Source organism: Kineococcus gypseus (assembly GCF_050871305.1).
Taxonomy (GTDB): domain Bacteria; phylum Actinomycetota; class Actinomycetes; order Actinomycetales; family Kineococcaceae; genus Kineococcus; species Kineococcus gypseus.
The window spans coordinates 49,714-65,798 of record NZ_JBJLRD010000012.1; the positions used below are offsets into that span (position 1 = coordinate 49,714).

Annotated in this window: 13 protein-coding genes; 8 read left to right on the forward strand and 5 right to left on the reverse strand. The window is 77.3% G+C overall.

What is annotated here, in order from left to right:
* Positions 1–4: 4 nt before the first annotated feature.
* Entirely contained in the window at positions 5–1,480 is a 1,476-nt protein-coding gene (locus tag ACRYMN_RS06625) for a dipeptidase (protein ID WP_432493245.1), read from the reverse strand.
* Between the two features lie 82 nt (positions 1,481–1,562).
* On the opposite strand from ACRYMN_RS06625, the gene ACRYMN_RS06630 reads away from it, so the two are divergent.
* The gene (locus ACRYMN_RS06630) at positions 1,563–2,153 is read left to right on the forward strand and encodes a DUF3043 domain-containing protein (protein WP_432493247.1); all 591 of its coding nucleotides are present in this window, start codon (positions 1,563–1,565) and stop codon (positions 2,151–2,153) included.
* A 97-nt stretch (positions 2,154–2,250) separates the two neighbouring features.
* Positions 2,251–3,261: an aldo/keto reductase family protein gene (locus tag ACRYMN_RS06635; protein WP_432493249.1), complete on the forward strand. Its 1,011-nt coding sequence runs from the start codon at positions 2,251–2,253 to the stop codon at positions 3,259–3,261.
* A gap of 65 nt (positions 3,262–3,326) precedes the next feature.
* On the opposite strand, the gene ACRYMN_RS06640 is transcribed toward ACRYMN_RS06635, so the two are convergent.
* The 4 genes from ACRYMN_RS06640 to ACRYMN_RS06655 form a co-directional block, all read right to left on the reverse strand.
* Complete coding sequence (locus ACRYMN_RS06640; RefSeq protein ID WP_432493251.1) at positions 3,327–3,536, reverse strand: hypothetical protein; 210 nt, start codon at positions 3,534–3,536, stop codon at positions 3,327–3,329.
* Between the two features lie 10 nt (positions 3,537–3,546).
* Positions 3,547–5,145 (reverse strand): MFS transporter, encoded by a 1,599-nt coding sequence (locus tag ACRYMN_RS06645; RefSeq protein ID WP_432493253.1) that lies wholly within the window; start codon positions 5,143–5,145, stop codon positions 3,547–3,549.
* Positions 5,146–5,269: 124 nt separating this feature from the next.
* Positions 5,270–6,379: a quinone-dependent dihydroorotate dehydrogenase gene (locus ACRYMN_RS06650; RefSeq protein ID WP_432493255.1), complete on the reverse strand. Its 1,110-nt coding sequence runs from the start codon at positions 6,377–6,379 to the stop codon at positions 5,270–5,272.
* Positions 6,380–6,496: 117 nt separating this feature from the next.
* The gene (locus ACRYMN_RS06655) at positions 6,497–7,834 is read right to left on the reverse strand and encodes an MFS transporter (RefSeq protein WP_432493257.1); all 1,338 of its coding nucleotides are present in this window, start codon (positions 7,832–7,834) and stop codon (positions 6,497–6,499) included.
* A 324-nt stretch (positions 7,835–8,158) separates the two neighbouring features.
* Here ACRYMN_RS06655 and ACRYMN_RS06660 point away from each other — a divergent pair, with 324 nt between their 5' ends.
* The 6 genes from ACRYMN_RS06660 (at position 8,159) to ACRYMN_RS06685 (ending at position 16,018) form a co-directional block, all read left to right on the forward strand.
* Positions 8,159–9,376, forward strand: a complete 1,218-nt coding sequence (locus tag ACRYMN_RS06660) for a nicotinate-nucleotide--dimethylbenzimidazole phosphoribosyltransferase (RefSeq protein ID WP_432493259.1) — start codon at positions 8,159–8,161, stop codon at positions 9,374–9,376.
* 9 nt (positions 9,377–9,385) lie between these two features.
* Positions 9,386–10,888 (forward strand): leucyl aminopeptidase, encoded by a 1,503-nt coding sequence (locus tag ACRYMN_RS06665; RefSeq protein WP_432493261.1) that lies wholly within the window; start codon positions 9,386–9,388, stop codon positions 10,886–10,888.
* A 241-nt stretch (positions 10,889–11,129) separates the two neighbouring features.
* The gene (locus tag ACRYMN_RS06670) at positions 11,130–11,444 is read left to right on the forward strand and encodes a hypothetical protein (RefSeq protein ID WP_432493263.1); all 315 of its coding nucleotides are present in this window, start codon (positions 11,130–11,132) and stop codon (positions 11,442–11,444) included.
* Between the two features lie 165 nt (positions 11,445–11,609).
* Positions 11,610–12,989 (forward strand): dihydrolipoyl dehydrogenase, encoded by a 1,380-nt coding sequence (gene lpdA / locus ACRYMN_RS06675; RefSeq protein ID WP_432493265.1) that lies wholly within the window; start codon positions 11,610–11,612, stop codon positions 12,987–12,989.
* A gap of 103 nt (positions 12,990–13,092) precedes the next feature.
* The gene (sucB, locus tag ACRYMN_RS06680; RefSeq protein ID WP_432493311.1) at positions 13,093–15,000 is read left to right on the forward strand and encodes a 2-oxoglutarate dehydrogenase, E2 component, dihydrolipoamide succinyltransferase; all 1,908 of its coding nucleotides are present in this window, start codon (positions 13,093–13,095) and stop codon (positions 14,998–15,000) included.
* A gap of 124 nt (positions 15,001–15,124) precedes the next feature.
* Positions 15,125–16,018 carry a TIGR01777 family oxidoreductase gene (locus ACRYMN_RS06685; protein WP_432493267.1) on the forward strand — a complete coding sequence of 298 codons (894 nt, stop codon included), beginning with the start codon at positions 15,125–15,127 and terminating at the stop codon, positions 16,016–16,018.
* Positions 16,019–16,085: the final 67 nt, after the last annotated feature.

Here is a 16,085-nt window from a genome sequence, read left to right on the forward strand (position 1 = left end):
GCGCTCAGCGCCCCGCCGCACCGCCCGCCGCGCCGCCCGCCGCGCCGGTCACGGTGGCGGGCACCGCCGCCATGCCGTCGAGCAGCAGCACCTCGCCGAGGCAGGCGCGCTCGAAGTCGGCCAGGTGCAGCGACTCGTCGGGGCCGTGGGCGCGCGAGGCGGGGTCCTCCACGCCGGTGACGAGGATCGCCGCGCCGGGGTGCTCGGCGGCCAGGTCGGCGATGAAGGGGATGGAGCCGCCCATGCCGGCCTCGACCACCGGGGCGCCGAAGGCCTCCTCCAGGGCGGCGCGCGCCACCGCGTGCGCCGGCGAGGCGGTGTCGGCGGCGAAGGCGCTGCCGCGCTCGCCCTCGGCCACCTCCACGCGGGCGCCGAGGGGGGCGTGCGCCAGCAGGTGGCGGCGCAGCGCGGTCATCGCCTCGCCCGGGTCCTGCCCGGGCGCCAGGCGCAGGCTGAGCTTGGCGCGCGCGGAGGGCACCAGGGTGTTGCTGGCCAGGTCCACGGGCGTGGCGTCGACGCCGATGACGGACAGGGCCGGCTTGGCCCACAGCCGGTCGGCGACCGTCCCGGTGCCGGCCAGGCGCACCCCGTCGAGCACCCCCGCCTCGGCGCGGTAGCGCTCCTCGGTGAGGTCGACGTCGCCGGCCGAGCCGTGCAGCAGCCCGCGCACGGCCACGTCGCCCGCCTCGTCGTGCAGCGTGGCGACCAGGCGCGACAGGCACGTCAGGGCGTCGAGGACCGGGCCGCCGTTGACGCCGGAGTGCACCGGGTGCTCCAGCACCGAGACGCTCACCTCGCAGTCGACCAGGCCGCGCAGCGTGGTGGTGATCGCCGGCACGCCCACGCGCCAGTTGGCCGAGTCCGCCACGACGATGACGTCGGCGGCCAGCTCGGCGCGGTGCTCGGCCAGGAAGGCGGCGAAGGTGGGCGAGCCGACCTCCTCCTCGCCCTCGACGAAGACGGTCACGCCGACGCCGTCGTCCTCGCCCCACAGCGGCAGCAGGGTGCGCAGCGCGGCGACGTGGGCGATCACGCCGGCCTTGTCGTCGGCGGTGCCGCGCCCGTACAGGCGCCCGTCGCGCTCGACGGGCTCGAAGGCGGGGGTGGTCCACGCCTCCTCCGGGCCCGGCGGCTGCACGTCGTGGTGGGCGTAGAGCAGCACGGTGGGCCGGCCGGGCGGCGCGGGGCGGTGCGCCAGCACCGCCGGCGCGCTGCGGCGCGCGACGCCGTCGACGACCGCCTCGGCGGTGCGCACCCGCACCCGCGGCGCACCGGCGGCGCGCAGCAGGGCGGCCACGGCCTCGGCGCTGGCGGCCACGTGGGCCTGGTCGAAGGCGCGCGCGGAGACGCTGGGCACGCGCACGAGGGCCTCGAGGTCGGCGCGCGCGGCGGCGGCGCCGGCGGCGCAGGCGCGCCGCAGCACCGCGGTGCGCTCGGGCCCGGGGGCGGGCAGGGGCGGGGTCACGGGCGGCTGGCTCACGCGCGCCGACGCTACCGCCGCACGGGCCCGCACCGGGGCGCGGGCGGCCGGGGCGGGCGCGCGGTTGACGTACCCTGGCGGCGTGTTCGGACGCTCGAAGGAGAAGCAGGCCCCCGCCGCCGCCGCGCCGGCCGTCGAGCTGACGAAGCCGGGCGGCAAGGGCCGCCCGACCCCCCGCCGCGACGAGGCCCGCGCCCGCAACGCGCGCCCCCTGGTGCCCGCCGACCGCAAGGCCGCCGCGCGCGCGGCCCGCGAGGCGCAGCGCCAGGAGCGGCTGCGCTCGCAGCAGGCGCTGCTGACCGGCGACGAGCGCTACCTGCCCGCGCGCGACCGCGGCCCGCAGCGGCGCTTCGTGCGCGACGTGGTCGACGCCCGGCGCAACGTGGGCGAGTACTTCCTCATCATCGCCGGCGCCTCGCTGCTGCTGTCCCTGCTGGCGCAGCCGCTGCGCTCGGCAGCGCTGCTGCTGGGCACCACGGTCCTCATCTACGGCATGCTCGCCGTCGTCGTCGTCGACAGCGTGCTGCTGGGCCGGCGCGTCAAGCGCGCGCTGGCCGGGCGCTTCGAGGAGCCCGAGCGCGGCCTGGTCTCCTACGGCGTCACCCGCGCGCTGCAGATCCGCCGCATGCGCCGCCCGGTGCCGATGGTCGAGCGGGGCGCGCCGCCGCGCTGAGCGCGCCCCGCGCCCGCGGCGCCCGCGCCGGGCCCCACCCTCCGCACCGGCGGCCACGGCGGTGCGCGGCGGCCCGGCAGGCCCTACCGTCGCGGCCATGGAGTACCGACACCTCGGTCGCAGCGGTCTGAAGATCTCCGAGATCACCTACGGCAACTGGCTGACGCACGGCTCGCAGGTGGAGAACGACGCCGCCGTCGCCTGCGTGCGCGCCGCGCTCGACGCGGGGATCTCGACGTTCGACACCGCCGACGTCTACGCGAACACGGCCGCCGAGACGGTCCTCGGCCAGGCGCTGAAGGGCGAGCGCCGCGAGAGCCTCGAGATCATGACGAAGGTCTACTTCCCCACCGGGCCGAAGGGGCCCAACGACTCGGGCCTGTCGCGCAAGCACATCACCGAGTCCATCGACGGCTCGCTGCGCCGGCTGGGCACCGACCACGTCGACGTCTACCAGGCGCACCGCTATGACACCGCCACCCCGCTGGAGGAGACGGTGCAGGCCTTCGCCGACGTGGTGCGCGCCGGCAAGGCGCTCTACGTCGGGGTCAGCGAGTGGACCGCCGAGCAGATCCGCGCCGCGCACGGCCTGGCGCGCGAGCTGGGGGTGCAGCTGGTCTCCAACCAGCCGCAGTACTCCGCGCTGTGGCGCGTCATCGAGGGCGAGGTCGTGCCCACCAGCCGCGAGCTGGGCGTGTCGCAGGTGGTGTGGTCCCCCATCGCGCAGGGCGTGCTGACGGGCAAGTACCGCCCGGGCGCCGAGCCGCCGGCGGGCAGCCGCGCCACCGACGAGAAGGGCGGCCGGCAGATGATCAGCCGCTGGATGCGCGACGACGTGCTGGAGCGGGTGCAGCGCCTGCGCGGCGTGGCCGCCGACCTGGACCTGTCCATGTCGCAGCTGGCGGTGGCCTGGGTGCTGCAGAACGACAACGTCGCCACCGCCATCATCGGCGCCTCGCGCCCCGAGCAGGTCACCGAGAACGTCAAGGCCTCCGGCGTGGTGATCCCCCCGGAGCTCATGGCGCGCATCGACGAGGTCCTCGGCGACGTCGTCGAGCGCGACCCGGGCCTGACGGCGCGCAACGCGCCGGCCGAGCGCCCCTCCTGACGAGGCGGCGAGCGCCCCGGCGGGCACCGCGCCCGCCGGGGCCCCGCTCGGCCGGCGCCGCGCCGCTAGTCGGCGGGGCGCAGGCTGAGCGGGCGGGAGAAGGGCTGGCCGTCGGCGGAGAGCTGGGCGGACTCGGCGCCGCGCTCGCGCAGGCCGCGCCAGTTCTCCCCGATCCACACCTCGGCGTCCGCCTGGGTGGGGAACACCTCGCCACCGCCCTCGACGGGGCGCCCCTCGGCGTCCTCGAAGGTCCAGGTCCACTGCGTCGCCCTCACCGCCGCGACGCTAGCCGACGTCGGGGCGGCCCGTGCCGGGTGCACCCGGCCCGGCGGCCCGGTCGGGCCCCGCGCCCGCGGTGCCCGCGGTCTCCCCGGTGCCCGTGGTCTCCGTCGAGCGGCGCCGGCGCTGGTCGAGCAGGGCCAGCAGCAGGGCCGCCACGACCAGGCCGAGGGAGACCCGCAGCCCGCCCGAGAGGGCCTCGCCGAAGGCGGCCTGCACCTGCTCGGGCACCTCGCCGCCGGCGCCGGCGCGGCGCTGCTCGCCCAGGCCGGCGCCGGCCAGCACCGAGTAGAAGACGGCCGTGACGGCGGCCACGCCCATCGCCGAGCCGATGCGCTGACCGGTCTGCAGCGCCCCGCCGGCCACGCCGGAGGTGCGGCGCGGGACGTCGGCGAGGGTGAGGGTCTGGTTGGGCGAGATGACCAGGCCGCTGCCGACGCCGGCGACGCCCAGGCACGCGGCCAGCGCGACCGCCCCGGCGGTGCCCTGCACCGCGGCGCTGACCACGTCGGCCGCGGTCAGCCCCACGGCCACGACGAGCAGGCCGACGACGACGACCGTGCGCCCGCGCCGCGCCACCTGCCGGCCGCCGACCTGAGCCAGCGCGGCGGAGGCCAGCGCGAAGGGGGTCTGCACGAGCCCGGCCTGCAGCGGGGAGAAGCCGAGCCCGGACTGCAGGTACAGGGTGACGACGAGGAAGATGCCGGTGAAGCCGGCGAAGTAGGCCACGCCGATGAGGGCGCCCGTGGTGAAGGACGGGGTGCGCACCAGGCTCACGGCGATGACGGGGTTGCGGTCCAGGCGGTCCTGGCGCCGCTCCCACAGCGCGAAGGCGACGAGCAGCGCCACGCCGGGCGCGAGCAGCCACCAGCGGGCGGAGGAGCTGCTGGTGAGCACGAACGGCAGCATGAGCAGCAGCACGGCGGCGGCCAGCAGCAGCAGGCCGGGCACGTCGAAGCCGGGGCGCCCGCGCGCGCCGCGCCGCGCGGGCAGCCATCGCCACGCCAGCGGCAGCAGCACCAGGCCGATGGGCACGTTGATGAGGAAGACCCCGCGCCAGCCGTGCTCCTCGCCGAAGACCTGCAGGATCACCCCGCCCAGCAGCGGCCCGATCGCGGTGGAGAGCCCGACCGTGGTGCCGAAGGCGGCGAAGGCGCGGCCGCGCTCGGGGCCGGTGAACAGCTCCTGGATGAAGGCGAGGACCTGCGGGTTGACCAGCCCGGCGGTCACGCCCTGCAGCAGCCGCACCAGGGCCAGGGCGGTGGCGGACTGCACCAGGCCGGCGGCGGCGCTGGTCAGGACGAACCCGGCCAGGCCGACCACGAAGATCGTGCGCCGCGAGTACAGGTCGCCGAAGCGGCCGGCGGGCACGAGCACCAGGCCGAAGGCGAGGGCGTAGCCGGCGACGATCCACTGCACCTGGGAGGGCCCGGCGCCCAGGGCGGACTCGATGGACGGCAGCGCGACGTTGACGATCGAGACGTCGAGCAGGGTCATGAACCCCACCACCAGGCACACGCCCAGCGCCCGCCAGCGGGCGGGGTCGGGTTCGCCGGGCGGCCGGGGGTCGCCGGCGCCGGGACGGCGCTGCGCGACGTCGGTCATGGGGCTCCTCGCGTCGGGGCGGGGCGGAGCGGGCGCGCCGGCCCCGCGGTGGTACCCCGACCGTCGCCGCTGCGGGCCGCGCGCACAACTCGAGAGCGCGACCCCGGCGGTGGTGCGCCGCGGCTCAGCGCGCGGCGCCGGCGCGGTCCTCCTCGCGCCGCGAGCGGGAGGCGGCCAGGTCGGAGAGGACCCGGCGCGCCCAGCCCGGGCCCTCGTAGACGAACGCCGTGTAGGACTGCACGAGGGAGGCGCCGGCCTCGAGCCGCTCGCGCACGTCGTCGGCGCTCTCCACGCCGCCGACGCTGACGAGGGTCAGGCGGTCCCCGGCGCGCGCGGACAGCCGGCGCAGCACCTGCACGGAGCGCTCGCGCAGCGGGGCGCCGGAGAGCCCTCCCCCGCCGGCGGCGCTCACCAGCGCCGGGTCCGAGCGCAGGCCCTCGCGGGCGGTGGTGGTGTTGGTGGCCACGACGCCGTCCAGGCCCAGCTCCAGGGCGAGGTCCGCGACGGCGTCGACGTCCTCGTCGCCGAGGTCCGGGGCGATCTTGACCAGCAGCGGCACGTGGCGGTGGGCGGCGGCGTCGGCGCTGGTGCGCACCGTCTCCAGCACCGGGCGCAGCTTGCCCACCGCCTGCAGGTCGCGCAGGCCCGGGGTGTTCGGGGAGCTGACGTTGACCACGAGGTAGTCGGCGTAGGGGGCCAGCAGCCGCGCGGAGGTGGCGTAGTCGGCGGCGGCGTCCCGCTCGGGCACCACCTTGCTCTTGCCGATGTTGACCCCGACGGCGACGGGGTGGCGCGGCGGCACCGCGCGCAGCCGGCGCAGGCGGCGCGCCACGGCCTCGGCGCCGGAGTTGTTGAAGCCCATGCGGTTGACGATCGCGCGGTCGTCGACGAGGCGTTGCAGGCGCGGCTTCGGGTTGCCCGGCTGCGGCAGCGCGGTGACGGTGCCGACCTCGACGAAGGCGAAGCCGAAGTGCGCCAGGGCCTCCACGGCCGCGCCGTCCTTGTCGAAGCCGGCGGCCAGGCCCAGCGGGCTGGCCAGGTCCAGGCCCAGGGCGCGGGTGCGCAGGCGCGGGTCGGTCTCGACGAACGCGCGGCGCAGCAGCGGCACCGCGGGGGGCACCCGGCTCGCGGCGCGCATCCCGTCGTAGGCCAGGTGGTGCGCGCGCTCCGGGTCGACGCGCGTCAGCACCGTCCGGTACAGCGCGCGGTACGCAGCTCCCGAGCCGCCAGCCACCACGGTCCTCCTCGATCCAGCGGCGCTCCCCCCCTGGGCGCGGCCACCGGCAGGGTAACCCCGCGCCGGCGGGGCGGCCGCGCGCCGGGGCCGCCCACGCGCGGCGGCCCCGGTGGTTCAGTCCTCCAGGGCGCTGGTGCGCGTCTCGCGCAGCAGCGCGAGCGCGACCAGGCTGACGACGGCCGTGCCGGCCAGGTAGAAGCCCACCCAGCTGACGCCGTGGGCCTGCGCCAGGCGCACGGCGGTGTACGGGGCGAGCGAGGCGCCCAGGATGCTGCCGGCGTTGAAGGCGAGCGAGGCGCCGGTGTAGCGCACGTTCGTCGGGAAGAGCTCGGGCAGGTACGCGCCGATCGGCCCGAACACCAGGCCCATGAAGAACAGGCCGGCGCACAGCCACACCATCACCAGCGCGGTGCTGCCCGAGCTGAGCAGCGGGCCGGTCAGCAGGCCGACGACGGCACCGCCGACCATCGCGGTGGCCAGCACGGGGCGGCGGCCGGCGCGGTCGGAGAGCAGCCCGGACAGCGGGGTCGCCGCGGCCATGAAGAGCACGGCGATGCAGAGCATGAGCAGGAAGTCCTGGCGCTCGTAGCCCAGCGTCTTCGTGCCGTAGGTCAGCGACCACGTGGTGGTCAGGTAGAAGAGCGTGTAGGTCAGCATCACCGAGAAGGCGCCCAGGACCAGCACCTTCCAGCTGCGGCGCAGCACCTCGGCGACGGGCACGCGCACCTGCCGGTCCTCGGCGAGCGCCCGGGCGAAGACGGGCGTCTCGGTCAGGCTGAGGCGGATCCACAGGCCCAGCACGACCAGGACGGCGGAGAGCAGGAACGGCACGCGCCAGCCCCACGCCGTGAAGGCGTCCTCGCTCATCGTGGAGGCCAGGACGATGAAGAGGGTGTTGGCGAGGACGAAGCCCAGCGGGGCGCCCAGCTGCGGCAGCATCCCGAACAGCGCCCGCCGGTTCGCCGGGGCGTTCTCGGTGGCCAGCAGCGCGGCGCCGCCCCACTCCCCGCCCAGGCCGAAGCCCTGGCCGAAGCGCAGCAGGCACAGCAGCACCGGCGCCAGGGTGCCCACGGAGGCGTGGGTGGGCAGCACGCCGATGAGCACGGTGGACACGCCCATGACGAGCAGCGCCGCCACCAGGGTCGCCTTGCGGCCGATCCGGTCGCCGAAGTGGCCGAAGACGACCGAGCCGATCGGGCGGGCGACGAAGGCGATGGCGAAGGTGGCCAGCGAGGCGAGGGTCTCGGCCGCCTCGTTGCCCGAGGGGAAGAAGAGCGGGCCGAAGACCAGCACGGCGGCCGTCGCGTAGACGTAGAAGTCGTAGAACTCGATCGTCGTGCCGATGAGGCTCGCGGCGGCGACCCGGCGGACCGGGTTGGCCGGCGCACCCGGCGTCGCGGCGGTGGCCGGCGCGCGGTGCGCGCCGGCGGTGTTCAGGTCGGCGGGACCCATGGCGGAGCTCCGGGGGTGCGGCGGTGGGGGTCGCCGCAGAAGGTAGCCGCGGGCACCCACCGCGCATCCACTCCGCGAGACAGTCGTCTCACTTCGTGGACACGGCCGTCGCCGGGGGCCCGGCTCGACGGGCGCGCCCCCGCGGGGCCCGCCCCCGCGGTGCGGCGGGGACCGCCCACCCGCGCGCCCACCCGCGCGTCCACCCGCGCGCCGGGCCGCGCGCCGGGCCGCGCCGGGGCGGGGCGCGGCGGGTGCGACGATCCTCCCGGTCCGCGCGCCCCGCCGCCGGGCCCCGCCCGCACCACCGCCCCCGAGGAGCTGACGATGACCGACGGCCCGCGGCCGCTGCACCTGCGCGAGGTCGCCACGGGGCTGCGCTCCCCGCACACCCCCGCCGTCCCCGGAGACCCGGCCGCACCGGTCGGCCCGGCCGGCCCGGTCTCCCCGCTGGCGGGGCCCTCGCGGCTGCGCGCGCTGGGCACCTGGCTGGCCGGGGTGCGCGACGCCGACGTCGCCGGCCCGCTGGAGCGGGTGCGGCTGGTCGTGCTGGCCGGCGACCACGGCGTGGCCGCGCGCGGGGTCTCGGTGCTGCAGCCCGGCGGCGCGGCCGGCGCGGTGCGCGCGCTCGTGGAGGGCACCCACCCGGCGGCGGTGCTGGCCGCCGCCAGCGGGGTGGAGCTGGCCGTGCACGCCCTGGGCGTGGCCGACCGCGACGCGCTCGAGGGGCTGCCGGCGGCGGTGGCGCAGCGGGCGGTGCGCGCCGGCAGCGGGGACGTGGCCGTCGAGGACGCCATGACGGAGGAGGAGACGCGCGCGGCCGTGGAGGCCGGCGCGGCCCTGGCCGACGAGGCCGCCGACGAGGGCGTGCAGCTGCTGCTGCTGGGCGACGTCGGGGCGGGCGCCACCGCGGTGGCCGCCGCGGTGGTGGCCGTCGCGCTGCGCAAGGGCGCCGTCGACGTGGTCGGCCGCGGCAGCGGCATCGGCGACGACGCGTGGATGCGCAAGGCGGCCGCGGTGCGCGACGCGGCGCGGCGCGGGCGGCAGGCGGCCACCCGCCCGGTGCTGCTGCTGCAGACGGTCGGCAGCCCCGACACCGCCGCGGCCGTCGGGTTCCTGCTGCGCGCCGCGGCCCGGCGCACCCCGGTGCTGCTCGACGGCGTCGTGGGCGCGGCCGCCGCGCTCGTGGCCAGCCGCGCGGTGCCCGGGGCGGAGAAGTGGTGGGCGGCGGGCGCGCGCACCGCGGAGCCGGCCCAGCACCTGGCGCTGGAGCGGCTGAAGCTGACGCCGGTGCTGGACCTGGGCGCCGGGCGCGGCGCGGGCACCGGCGCGCTGGCGGCGCTGGGGGTGCTGCGCGCGGCGCAGTCGCTGGCGGCCGCGGACGCCGTGCTCGCCCCGCCGCCCGCGCCGGAGCCCGAGCCGGAGCCGGAGGACGAGCCCGGGGACGTGCCCGCGGCGGAGGTCGGGGAGGCGCCTGCCGTGGGGGCCGAGGAGGGCGGTGGGGCCGGCGCGGCCGACACCGGGGGCGCGCGCACCGCTGGGTAGGGTGACCGGGTGGTCCGCCTGGAACTGAGCAGCAAGTCCGTCAAGAGCGTCGCCGCCGACGCCGTCGTGCTGGGGGCGGCCCGCTCCCCGGGCGCCGCCCGCGGCGCCGAGCCGGTGCTGCTGGGCGCCGACGACCTGCCGCGCTCCACGCGCGCGGCGCTGGTGCGGGCCCTGACCGACCTCGGCGCCGACGGCTCGGCCGGCGCGGTGCACCTGCTGCCGCAGGTCGACGGCGTGAGCGCCCCCCTGGTCGCGGTCGTCGGCGTGGGCGAGGGCGCGCAGGACCCCGAGGCGCTGCGCCGGGCGGCGGGCGCGGCCGTGCGGGCGCTGGCCGGGCGCCGCAGGGTGGCCCTGGCGCTGCCCGCCCCGGACGCCGCGGCCGTGGGCGCGCTGGCCGAGGGCGCGGCGCTGGGCGCCTACGCCTTCACCCGCTACCGCCCCGCCGAGCGCGGGCCGGTCGAGCAGGTCTCGGTGCTGGTGGCCAAGCCGCGGGACAAGGCGCTGCGCGCCGGGCTGGAGCGCGCCCGGGTCCTGGGCGAGGCGGTCGCGGTGGCCCGCGACCTGGTCAACACCGCCCCCGGCGACCTCGCGCCGGCCGACCTCGCCGCGGCGGCGCAGGAGCTGGCCGCGGGCACGGGGCTGTCGGTGCGGGTGCTCACCGAGGCGGAGCTGGCCGCCGGCGGCTACGGCGGCATCCTCGGCGTGGGCCAGGGCTCCTCGCGCCCCCCGCGCCTGGTCGTCGTCGAGCACGCCCCGAGGGGTGCGCGCGCGCACCTGGCGCTGGTGGGCAAGGGCATCACCTTCGACTCCGGCGGCCTCTCGCTCAAGCCCCCGGCGGGCATGGAGACGATGAAGAGCGACATGTCCGGGGCGGCGGCCGTGCTGGCGGCCGTGCGGGCGGTGGCCGACCTCGACCTGCCGGTGCGGGTGACCGGCTGGCTCGCCGTGGCGGAGAACATGCCCTCGGGCACCGCGATCCGCCCCTCGGACGTGCTGACGATGCGCGGCGGCACCACCGTGGAGGTGCTCAACACCGACGCCGAGGGCCGGCTGGTCATGGCCGACGCCCTCGTGGACGCCACGGCCGAGCGGCCCGACCGCGTGGTGGACGTGGCGACCCTGACCGGCGCGCAGGTCGTCGCGCTGGGCAACCGCGTCTCGGCGGTCATGGCCAACGACGATTCCTTCCGCGACGAGGTGCTGGCCGCGGCCGAGCGCGCCGGGGAGCAGTTCTGGCCGATGCCGCTGCCGCAGGAGCTGCGCGCGAGCCTGGACTCGCAGGTCGCCGACCTGGCCAACATCGGCGACCGGGCCGGCGGGATGCTCGTCGCCGGGCTGTTCCTGCGCGAGTTCGTCGGCGAGCGCGCCGACGGCACCCTGGTGCCGTGGGCGCACCTGGACATCGCGGGCCCGGCCTTCCTGACGTCCGAGCCGCACGGCTACACGCACCGGGGGGGCACCGGCGTGGCGGTGCGCACCCTGGTGGCGCTGGCGGAGGACCTCGCCCGCTGAGCTGCCGCACCGGGCGCCCGCTCGCACCCGCTCGCGCCCGTCCGCGGTGCGGGCGGGTCCACGGGCGCCCGGACCGGCGCGCGCGTGTCCGTTCGTGCCCGCTCCGGGCGAGCGGAGATGCACTGAGAGCAACTGGCGCTATGCTCAAAGTGACGATTCTTCGGGAGGGCGCCGACCGCCCGCCCGAGGTGACGCACGCCGCGCACCCTGCAGCCCGCGGGGTGGAGACCCCGGAGGACCCATGAGCTCGCAGCACCACGTCCACGACTCCGCGCAGCACGGTCTGCGCCAGCTCGCCCGCCGCGCCGCGGCGACGGCGGCCGCCTGCGCGGTGCTCGCCGGCGGTGGGGTGCTGACCGCCGCGGCCGCCTCGGCCGTGCCCAAGGGCACCGTGGTCGTGATCGACGCGAGCGCGCGCAAGGAGTCGGTGACCACGCGCAAGGAGTCCGTGGTGGACCGCAAGGAGTCGGTGACCACCCGCAAGGAGTCGGTGACCACGCGCAAGGAGTCCGTGGTGGACCGCAAGGAGTCGATCCAGCTCGAGCGCGAGCGCTGAGACCACCGGGCCCGCAGCGGCCCTGCACGACGGCGGCGGCACCCCCCGGGGTACCGCCGCCGTCGTGCGTGTTCCTGCCGGGCGCGCGCCCCCTGGACCCCGCCCGGGGCGGGGGTGACAGAATCCCCGCGGAGCAGTCCCGCACAGCCGACCTAGGAGCTTTTCGTGGCAGGTGCCGCCGGCCAGGAGTACGACGTCGTCATCCTCGGAGGGGGCAGCGGGGGGTACGCGTGCGCGCTGCGCTCGGCCGAGCTCGGCCTCTCCGTCGCCCTCGTGGAGAAGGACCTGCTGGGCGGGACGTGCCTGCACCGCGGGTGCATCCCCACCAAGGCCCTCATCCACGCCGCCGAGGTGGCCGACTCCGCCCGCGAGTCCGAGGCGTTCGGCGTGCGCGCCACCTTCGACTCCATCGACATGGCGGGGGTGAACAAGTACAAGGACGGCGTCGTCGCGCGCCTCTACAAGGGCCTGCAGGGCCTGGTGAAGTCGCGCAAGGTCGAGCTGGTGCAGGGCACCGGCCGCCTGGTCGCCCCGAACGCCGTGGAGGTCGACGGGCAGCGCTACACCGGCAAGCACGTCGTGCTGGCCTCCGGCTCGTACTCGCGCTCGCTGCCCGGCCTGGAGGTCGGCGGTCGCGTCATCACCAGCGAGCAGGCGCTGCAGCTGGACTCGGTGCCCACCTCCGTCGTCGTGCTCGGCGGCGGGGTCATCGGCGTGGAGTTCGCCAGCGTCTGGCGCTCCTTCGGCGCGGACGTCACCATCGTCGAGGCGCTGCCGCACCTGGTGCCCCTGGAGGACGAGGCGTCCAGCAAGGCGCTGGAGCGCGCGTTCCGCAAGCGCGGCATCAAGTTCTCCCTGGGCGTGCGCTTCAAGGGCGCGCAGCAGCACGACTCCGGCGTGACGGTGACCCTCGAGGACGGCAAGACCCTCGAGGCCGACCTGCTGCTCGTGGCCGTCGGCCGCGGCCCCAACACCGCCGGCCTCGGCTACGAGGAGCAGGGCGTGGCCATGGACCGCGGCTACGTGCTGACCGACGAGCGCCTGCGCACCAACGTCGAGGGCGTGCGCGCCGTCGGCGACATCGTTCCCGGCCTGCAGCTGGCGCACCGCGGTTTCCAGCAGGGCATCTTCGTCGCCGAGGACATCGCCGGCCTGCAGCCCACCCCGATCGACGAGAACGGCATCCCGAAGGTGACGTACTCCGAGCCGGAGGTCGCCTCGGTGGGCCTGACCGAGACCAAGGCCCGCGAGAAGTACGGCGACGTGGACGTGGTCGAGTACAACCTCGGCGGCAACGGGCGCAGCCAGATCATCGGCACCACGGGTTTCGTCAAGCTCGTGCGCCAGAAGGACGGCCCCGTCGTGGGCGTGCACATGGTCGGCTCCCGCATGGGCGAGCAGGTCGGCGAGGCGCAGCTCATCGTCAACTGGGAGGCCTTCCCGGAGGACGTCGCCGCCCTCGTGCACGCGCACCCCACGCAGAACGAGTCCCTCGGCGAGGCGCACCTGGCGCTGGCCGGCAAGCCGCTGCACACGCACTCCTGACCGCCGCGGCCGGCCGCGCGGCAGCGGCCCGCCGGCACCGACCGAACCCGTCGGCGTCCCTCCGGGCGCCGGAGCACGCACGTCCGTGAGGAGAACCGAACAGATGTCGAACCCGGTGCAGATGCCGGCGCTCGGGGAGAGCGTCACCGAGGGCACCGTCACCCGCTGGCTGAAGTCGGTGGGCGACACCGTCGAGGTGGACGAGCCCCTGCTGGAGGTGTCCACCGACAAGGTCGACACCGAGATCCCCTCGCCCGTGGCCGGCACCCTGCTGGAGATCCTCGTCGGCGAGGACGAGACGGTCGAGGTCGGCACCGACCTCGCCCGCGTCGGCGACGCCTCCGAGCAGGACGGCGCGCAGGACGGCGCGCAGGGCGGGCAGGACGCCCCGGCCCAGCCCGCCGAGCAGCCCGCCGCCCAGCAGCCGCCCGCGCCCGCCGAGCAGCCGGCCGCCCAGCCGTCCCCGCAGCAGCCGCCCGCGGCGCCGTCCGGTGGCGGTGGCGGTGGCACCGCCGTGCAGATGCCGGCGCTCGGGGAGAGCGTCACCGAGGGCACCGTCACCCGCTGGCTGAAGTCGGTGGGCGACACCGTCGAGGTGGACGAGCCCCTGCTGGAGGTGTCCACCGACAAGGTCGACACCGAGATCCCCTCGCCCGTGGCCGGCACCCTGCTGGAGATCCTCGTCGGCGAGGACGAGACGGTCGAGGTCGGCACCGACCTCGCCCGCGTCGGCGACGCCTCCGAGCAGGACGGCGCGCAGGACGGCGCGCAGGGCGGGCAGGACGCCCCGGCCCAGTCCGCCGAGCAGCCCGCGCCGGTCGCGGAGCCGCTGGCGACGCAGCCGGACCCTCGGGAGGAGTCGCTGGCCGACGAGGTCGCCGAGCGCGAGACGGCGCGGCAGCAGGCCGAGGCCGCCACCCAGCCGTCCTCGGCGCGCGGCGAGGGCTCCCCCGAGCCGCAGGCCGCCCCGCAGCCGGCGGCCCCGCCGACCCCGCCCGCCCCGCCGGCCCCGCCGGCCCCGGCGGCGCAGCCCACCGGCGGCAGCACCTACGTCACCCCGCTGGTGCGCAAGCTCGCCAAGGACCTCGGCGTGGACCTGTCGGGCGTCACCGGCACCGGCGTGGGCGGGCGCATCCGCAAGCAGGACGTGCAGCAGGCCGCCGACGAGGCGCGCGCCGCCGCCGAGCGCGCGGCCGAGCAGGCCCGCCAGGCGCAGCAGGCCCCGGCGGCGCAGGCCCCCGCGGCCGCCGCGGCGCCGGCGCGCCCGCAGGCGCCGGTCGTGGAGGTCTCCGCCAAGCGCGGGACCACCGAGAAGATGTCCCGCCTGCGCAAGGTCATCGCCCAGCGGATGAAGGAGTCGCTGCAGAACTCCGCGCAGCTGACCACCGTCATCGAGGTCGACGTCACGCGCATCGCCCGGCTGCGCGCGCGGGCGAAGAACTCCTTCGCGGCCACCGAGGGCGCCAAGCTGACGTTCCTGCCGTTCTTCGTCAAGGCCGCGGTCGAGGCGCTCAAGCAGCACCCCGCCCTCAACGCCAGCATCGACGGCGAGAACATCGTCTACCACGCCAGCGAGAACGTCTCGCTGGCCGTGGACACCCCCAAGGGCCTGATCACCCCCGTCATCAAGGACGCCGGCGACCTCAACCTCGGCGGGCTCGCGCGCAAGATCTCCGACCTCGCCGCGCGCACGCGCAGCAACAAGATCACCCCCGACGACCTCGCCGGGGGCACGTTCACCATCACCAACACCGGCAGCGTCGGGGCCCTGTTCGACACCCCGATCCTCAACGCGCCGCAGGTGGCCATCCTCGGCACCGGCGCGATCGTCAAGCGCCCCGTCGTCCTCACCGACGACGAGGGCCAGGAGACCATCGCGATCCGCTCGATGATGTACCTCGCCCTGTCCTACGACCACCAGATCGTGGACGGCGCGGACGCCGCGCGCTTCCTGCAGACCGTCAAGAAGCGCATCGAGGGCGGCGCCTTCGAGGGCGAACTGGGTCTGTGACCCGCCCGGCGGCCCCGGCCGCCGGTGGACCGCGCGCGGCTCCGCTCCCCCTCCCGGGAGCGGGGCCGCGCCCGTCGTGGCAGGGTCCGCAGCAGGAGATCGGCGTCGAGCGGGAGGACGGTCAGTGCGCGTCGTGGTGAGCGGGGCCAGCGGCCTCATCGGCCGGCACCTGGTGCGGCACCTGCACGGGCAGGGGCACGAGGTGGTCACCCTGGTGCGCCGGGAGCCGCGCGGGCCCGGCGAGGTGCGCTGGGACCCGGCCGCCGGTCAGCTGGACCCGGCGCAGCTGGGCGCCGTCGACGGCGCGGTGAACCTCTCGGGCGCCGGCGTCGGCGACGAGCGGTGGACCCCCGAGCGCAAGGAGCTCATCGTCTCCTCGCGCGTGGACTCCACCCGCACGCTGGTGCGCGCGCTGCTGGCGCTGGACGCCCCGCCGCGCGTGCTGGTCAACGCCTCCGCCATCGGCGCCTACGGCGAGGGCGGCGAGGCGGTGCTCACCGAGTCCTCCCCGCGCGGGGACGACTTCCTCGCCGACGTCGTGGCCCGCTGGGAGGGGGCCGCGGCCCCGGCGGCCGAGGCGGGCGTGCGGGTGGCGCTGGCGCGCACCGCGCTGCTGGCCGACCCCGGCGGGGGGGCCTTCGGGCGCCTGCTGACGCTGTTCAAGCTCGGCGCGGGCGGCAGGCTGGGGAACGGGCGGCACTGGTGGAGCCTGATCTCCACGCCGGACGAGGTGGCGGCCCTGACCTTCCTGCTGGAGCAGCCGCTGTCCGGGCCGGTGAACCTGGCGTGCCCGCAGCCGGCGCGCAACGCGGAGGTCACGCGCGAGCTGGGCCGCGCGCTGCACCGCCCGACCCTGCTGCCCGTGCCCGCCGCCGCGCTGCACGTCGCGCTGGGCGAGTTCGCCGGGCAGGTGCTGGCCAGCCAGCGCGTGGTGCCCGCGGCGCTGCTCGGCGCCGGGTTCCGCTTCCGCCACCCCGACGCGCGCGCGGTCACCCGCTGGCTGGCGAGCGCCGGCTGAACCCGGCCGGCACCCGTCCGGCCCGTCCGGCCCGTCCGGCCCGTCCAGCCCTTGTGGCCAGTGTGGC

What these genes read in the sequence shown, in the direction of transcription:
- ACRYMN_RS06635 (WP_432493249.1), top strand. Translation starts at nt 2,251, where the DNA reads ATGGAGTACCGACACCTCGGTCGCAGCGGTCTGAAGATCTCCGAGATC.
- ACRYMN_RS06645 (WP_432493253.1), bottom strand. Translation starts at nt 5,145, where the DNA reads ATGACCGACGTCGCGCAGCGCCGTCCCGGCGCCGGCGACCCCCGGCCG.
- ACRYMN_RS06655 (WP_432493257.1), bottom strand. Translation starts at nt 7,834, where the DNA reads ATGGGTCCCGCCGACCTGAACACCGCCGGCGCGCACCGCGCGCCGGCC.
- ACRYMN_RS06660 (WP_432493259.1), top strand. Translation starts at nt 8,159, where the DNA reads ATGACCGACGGCCCGCGGCCGCTGCACCTGCGCGAGGTCGCCACGGGG.
- ACRYMN_RS06670 (WP_432493263.1), top strand. Translation starts at nt 11,130, where the DNA reads ATGAGCTCGCAGCACCACGTCCACGACTCCGCGCAGCACGGTCTGCGC.
- sucB (WP_432493311.1), top strand. Translation starts at nt 13,093, where the DNA reads ATGTCGAACCCGGTGCAGATGCCGGCGCTCGGGGAGAGCGTCACCGAG.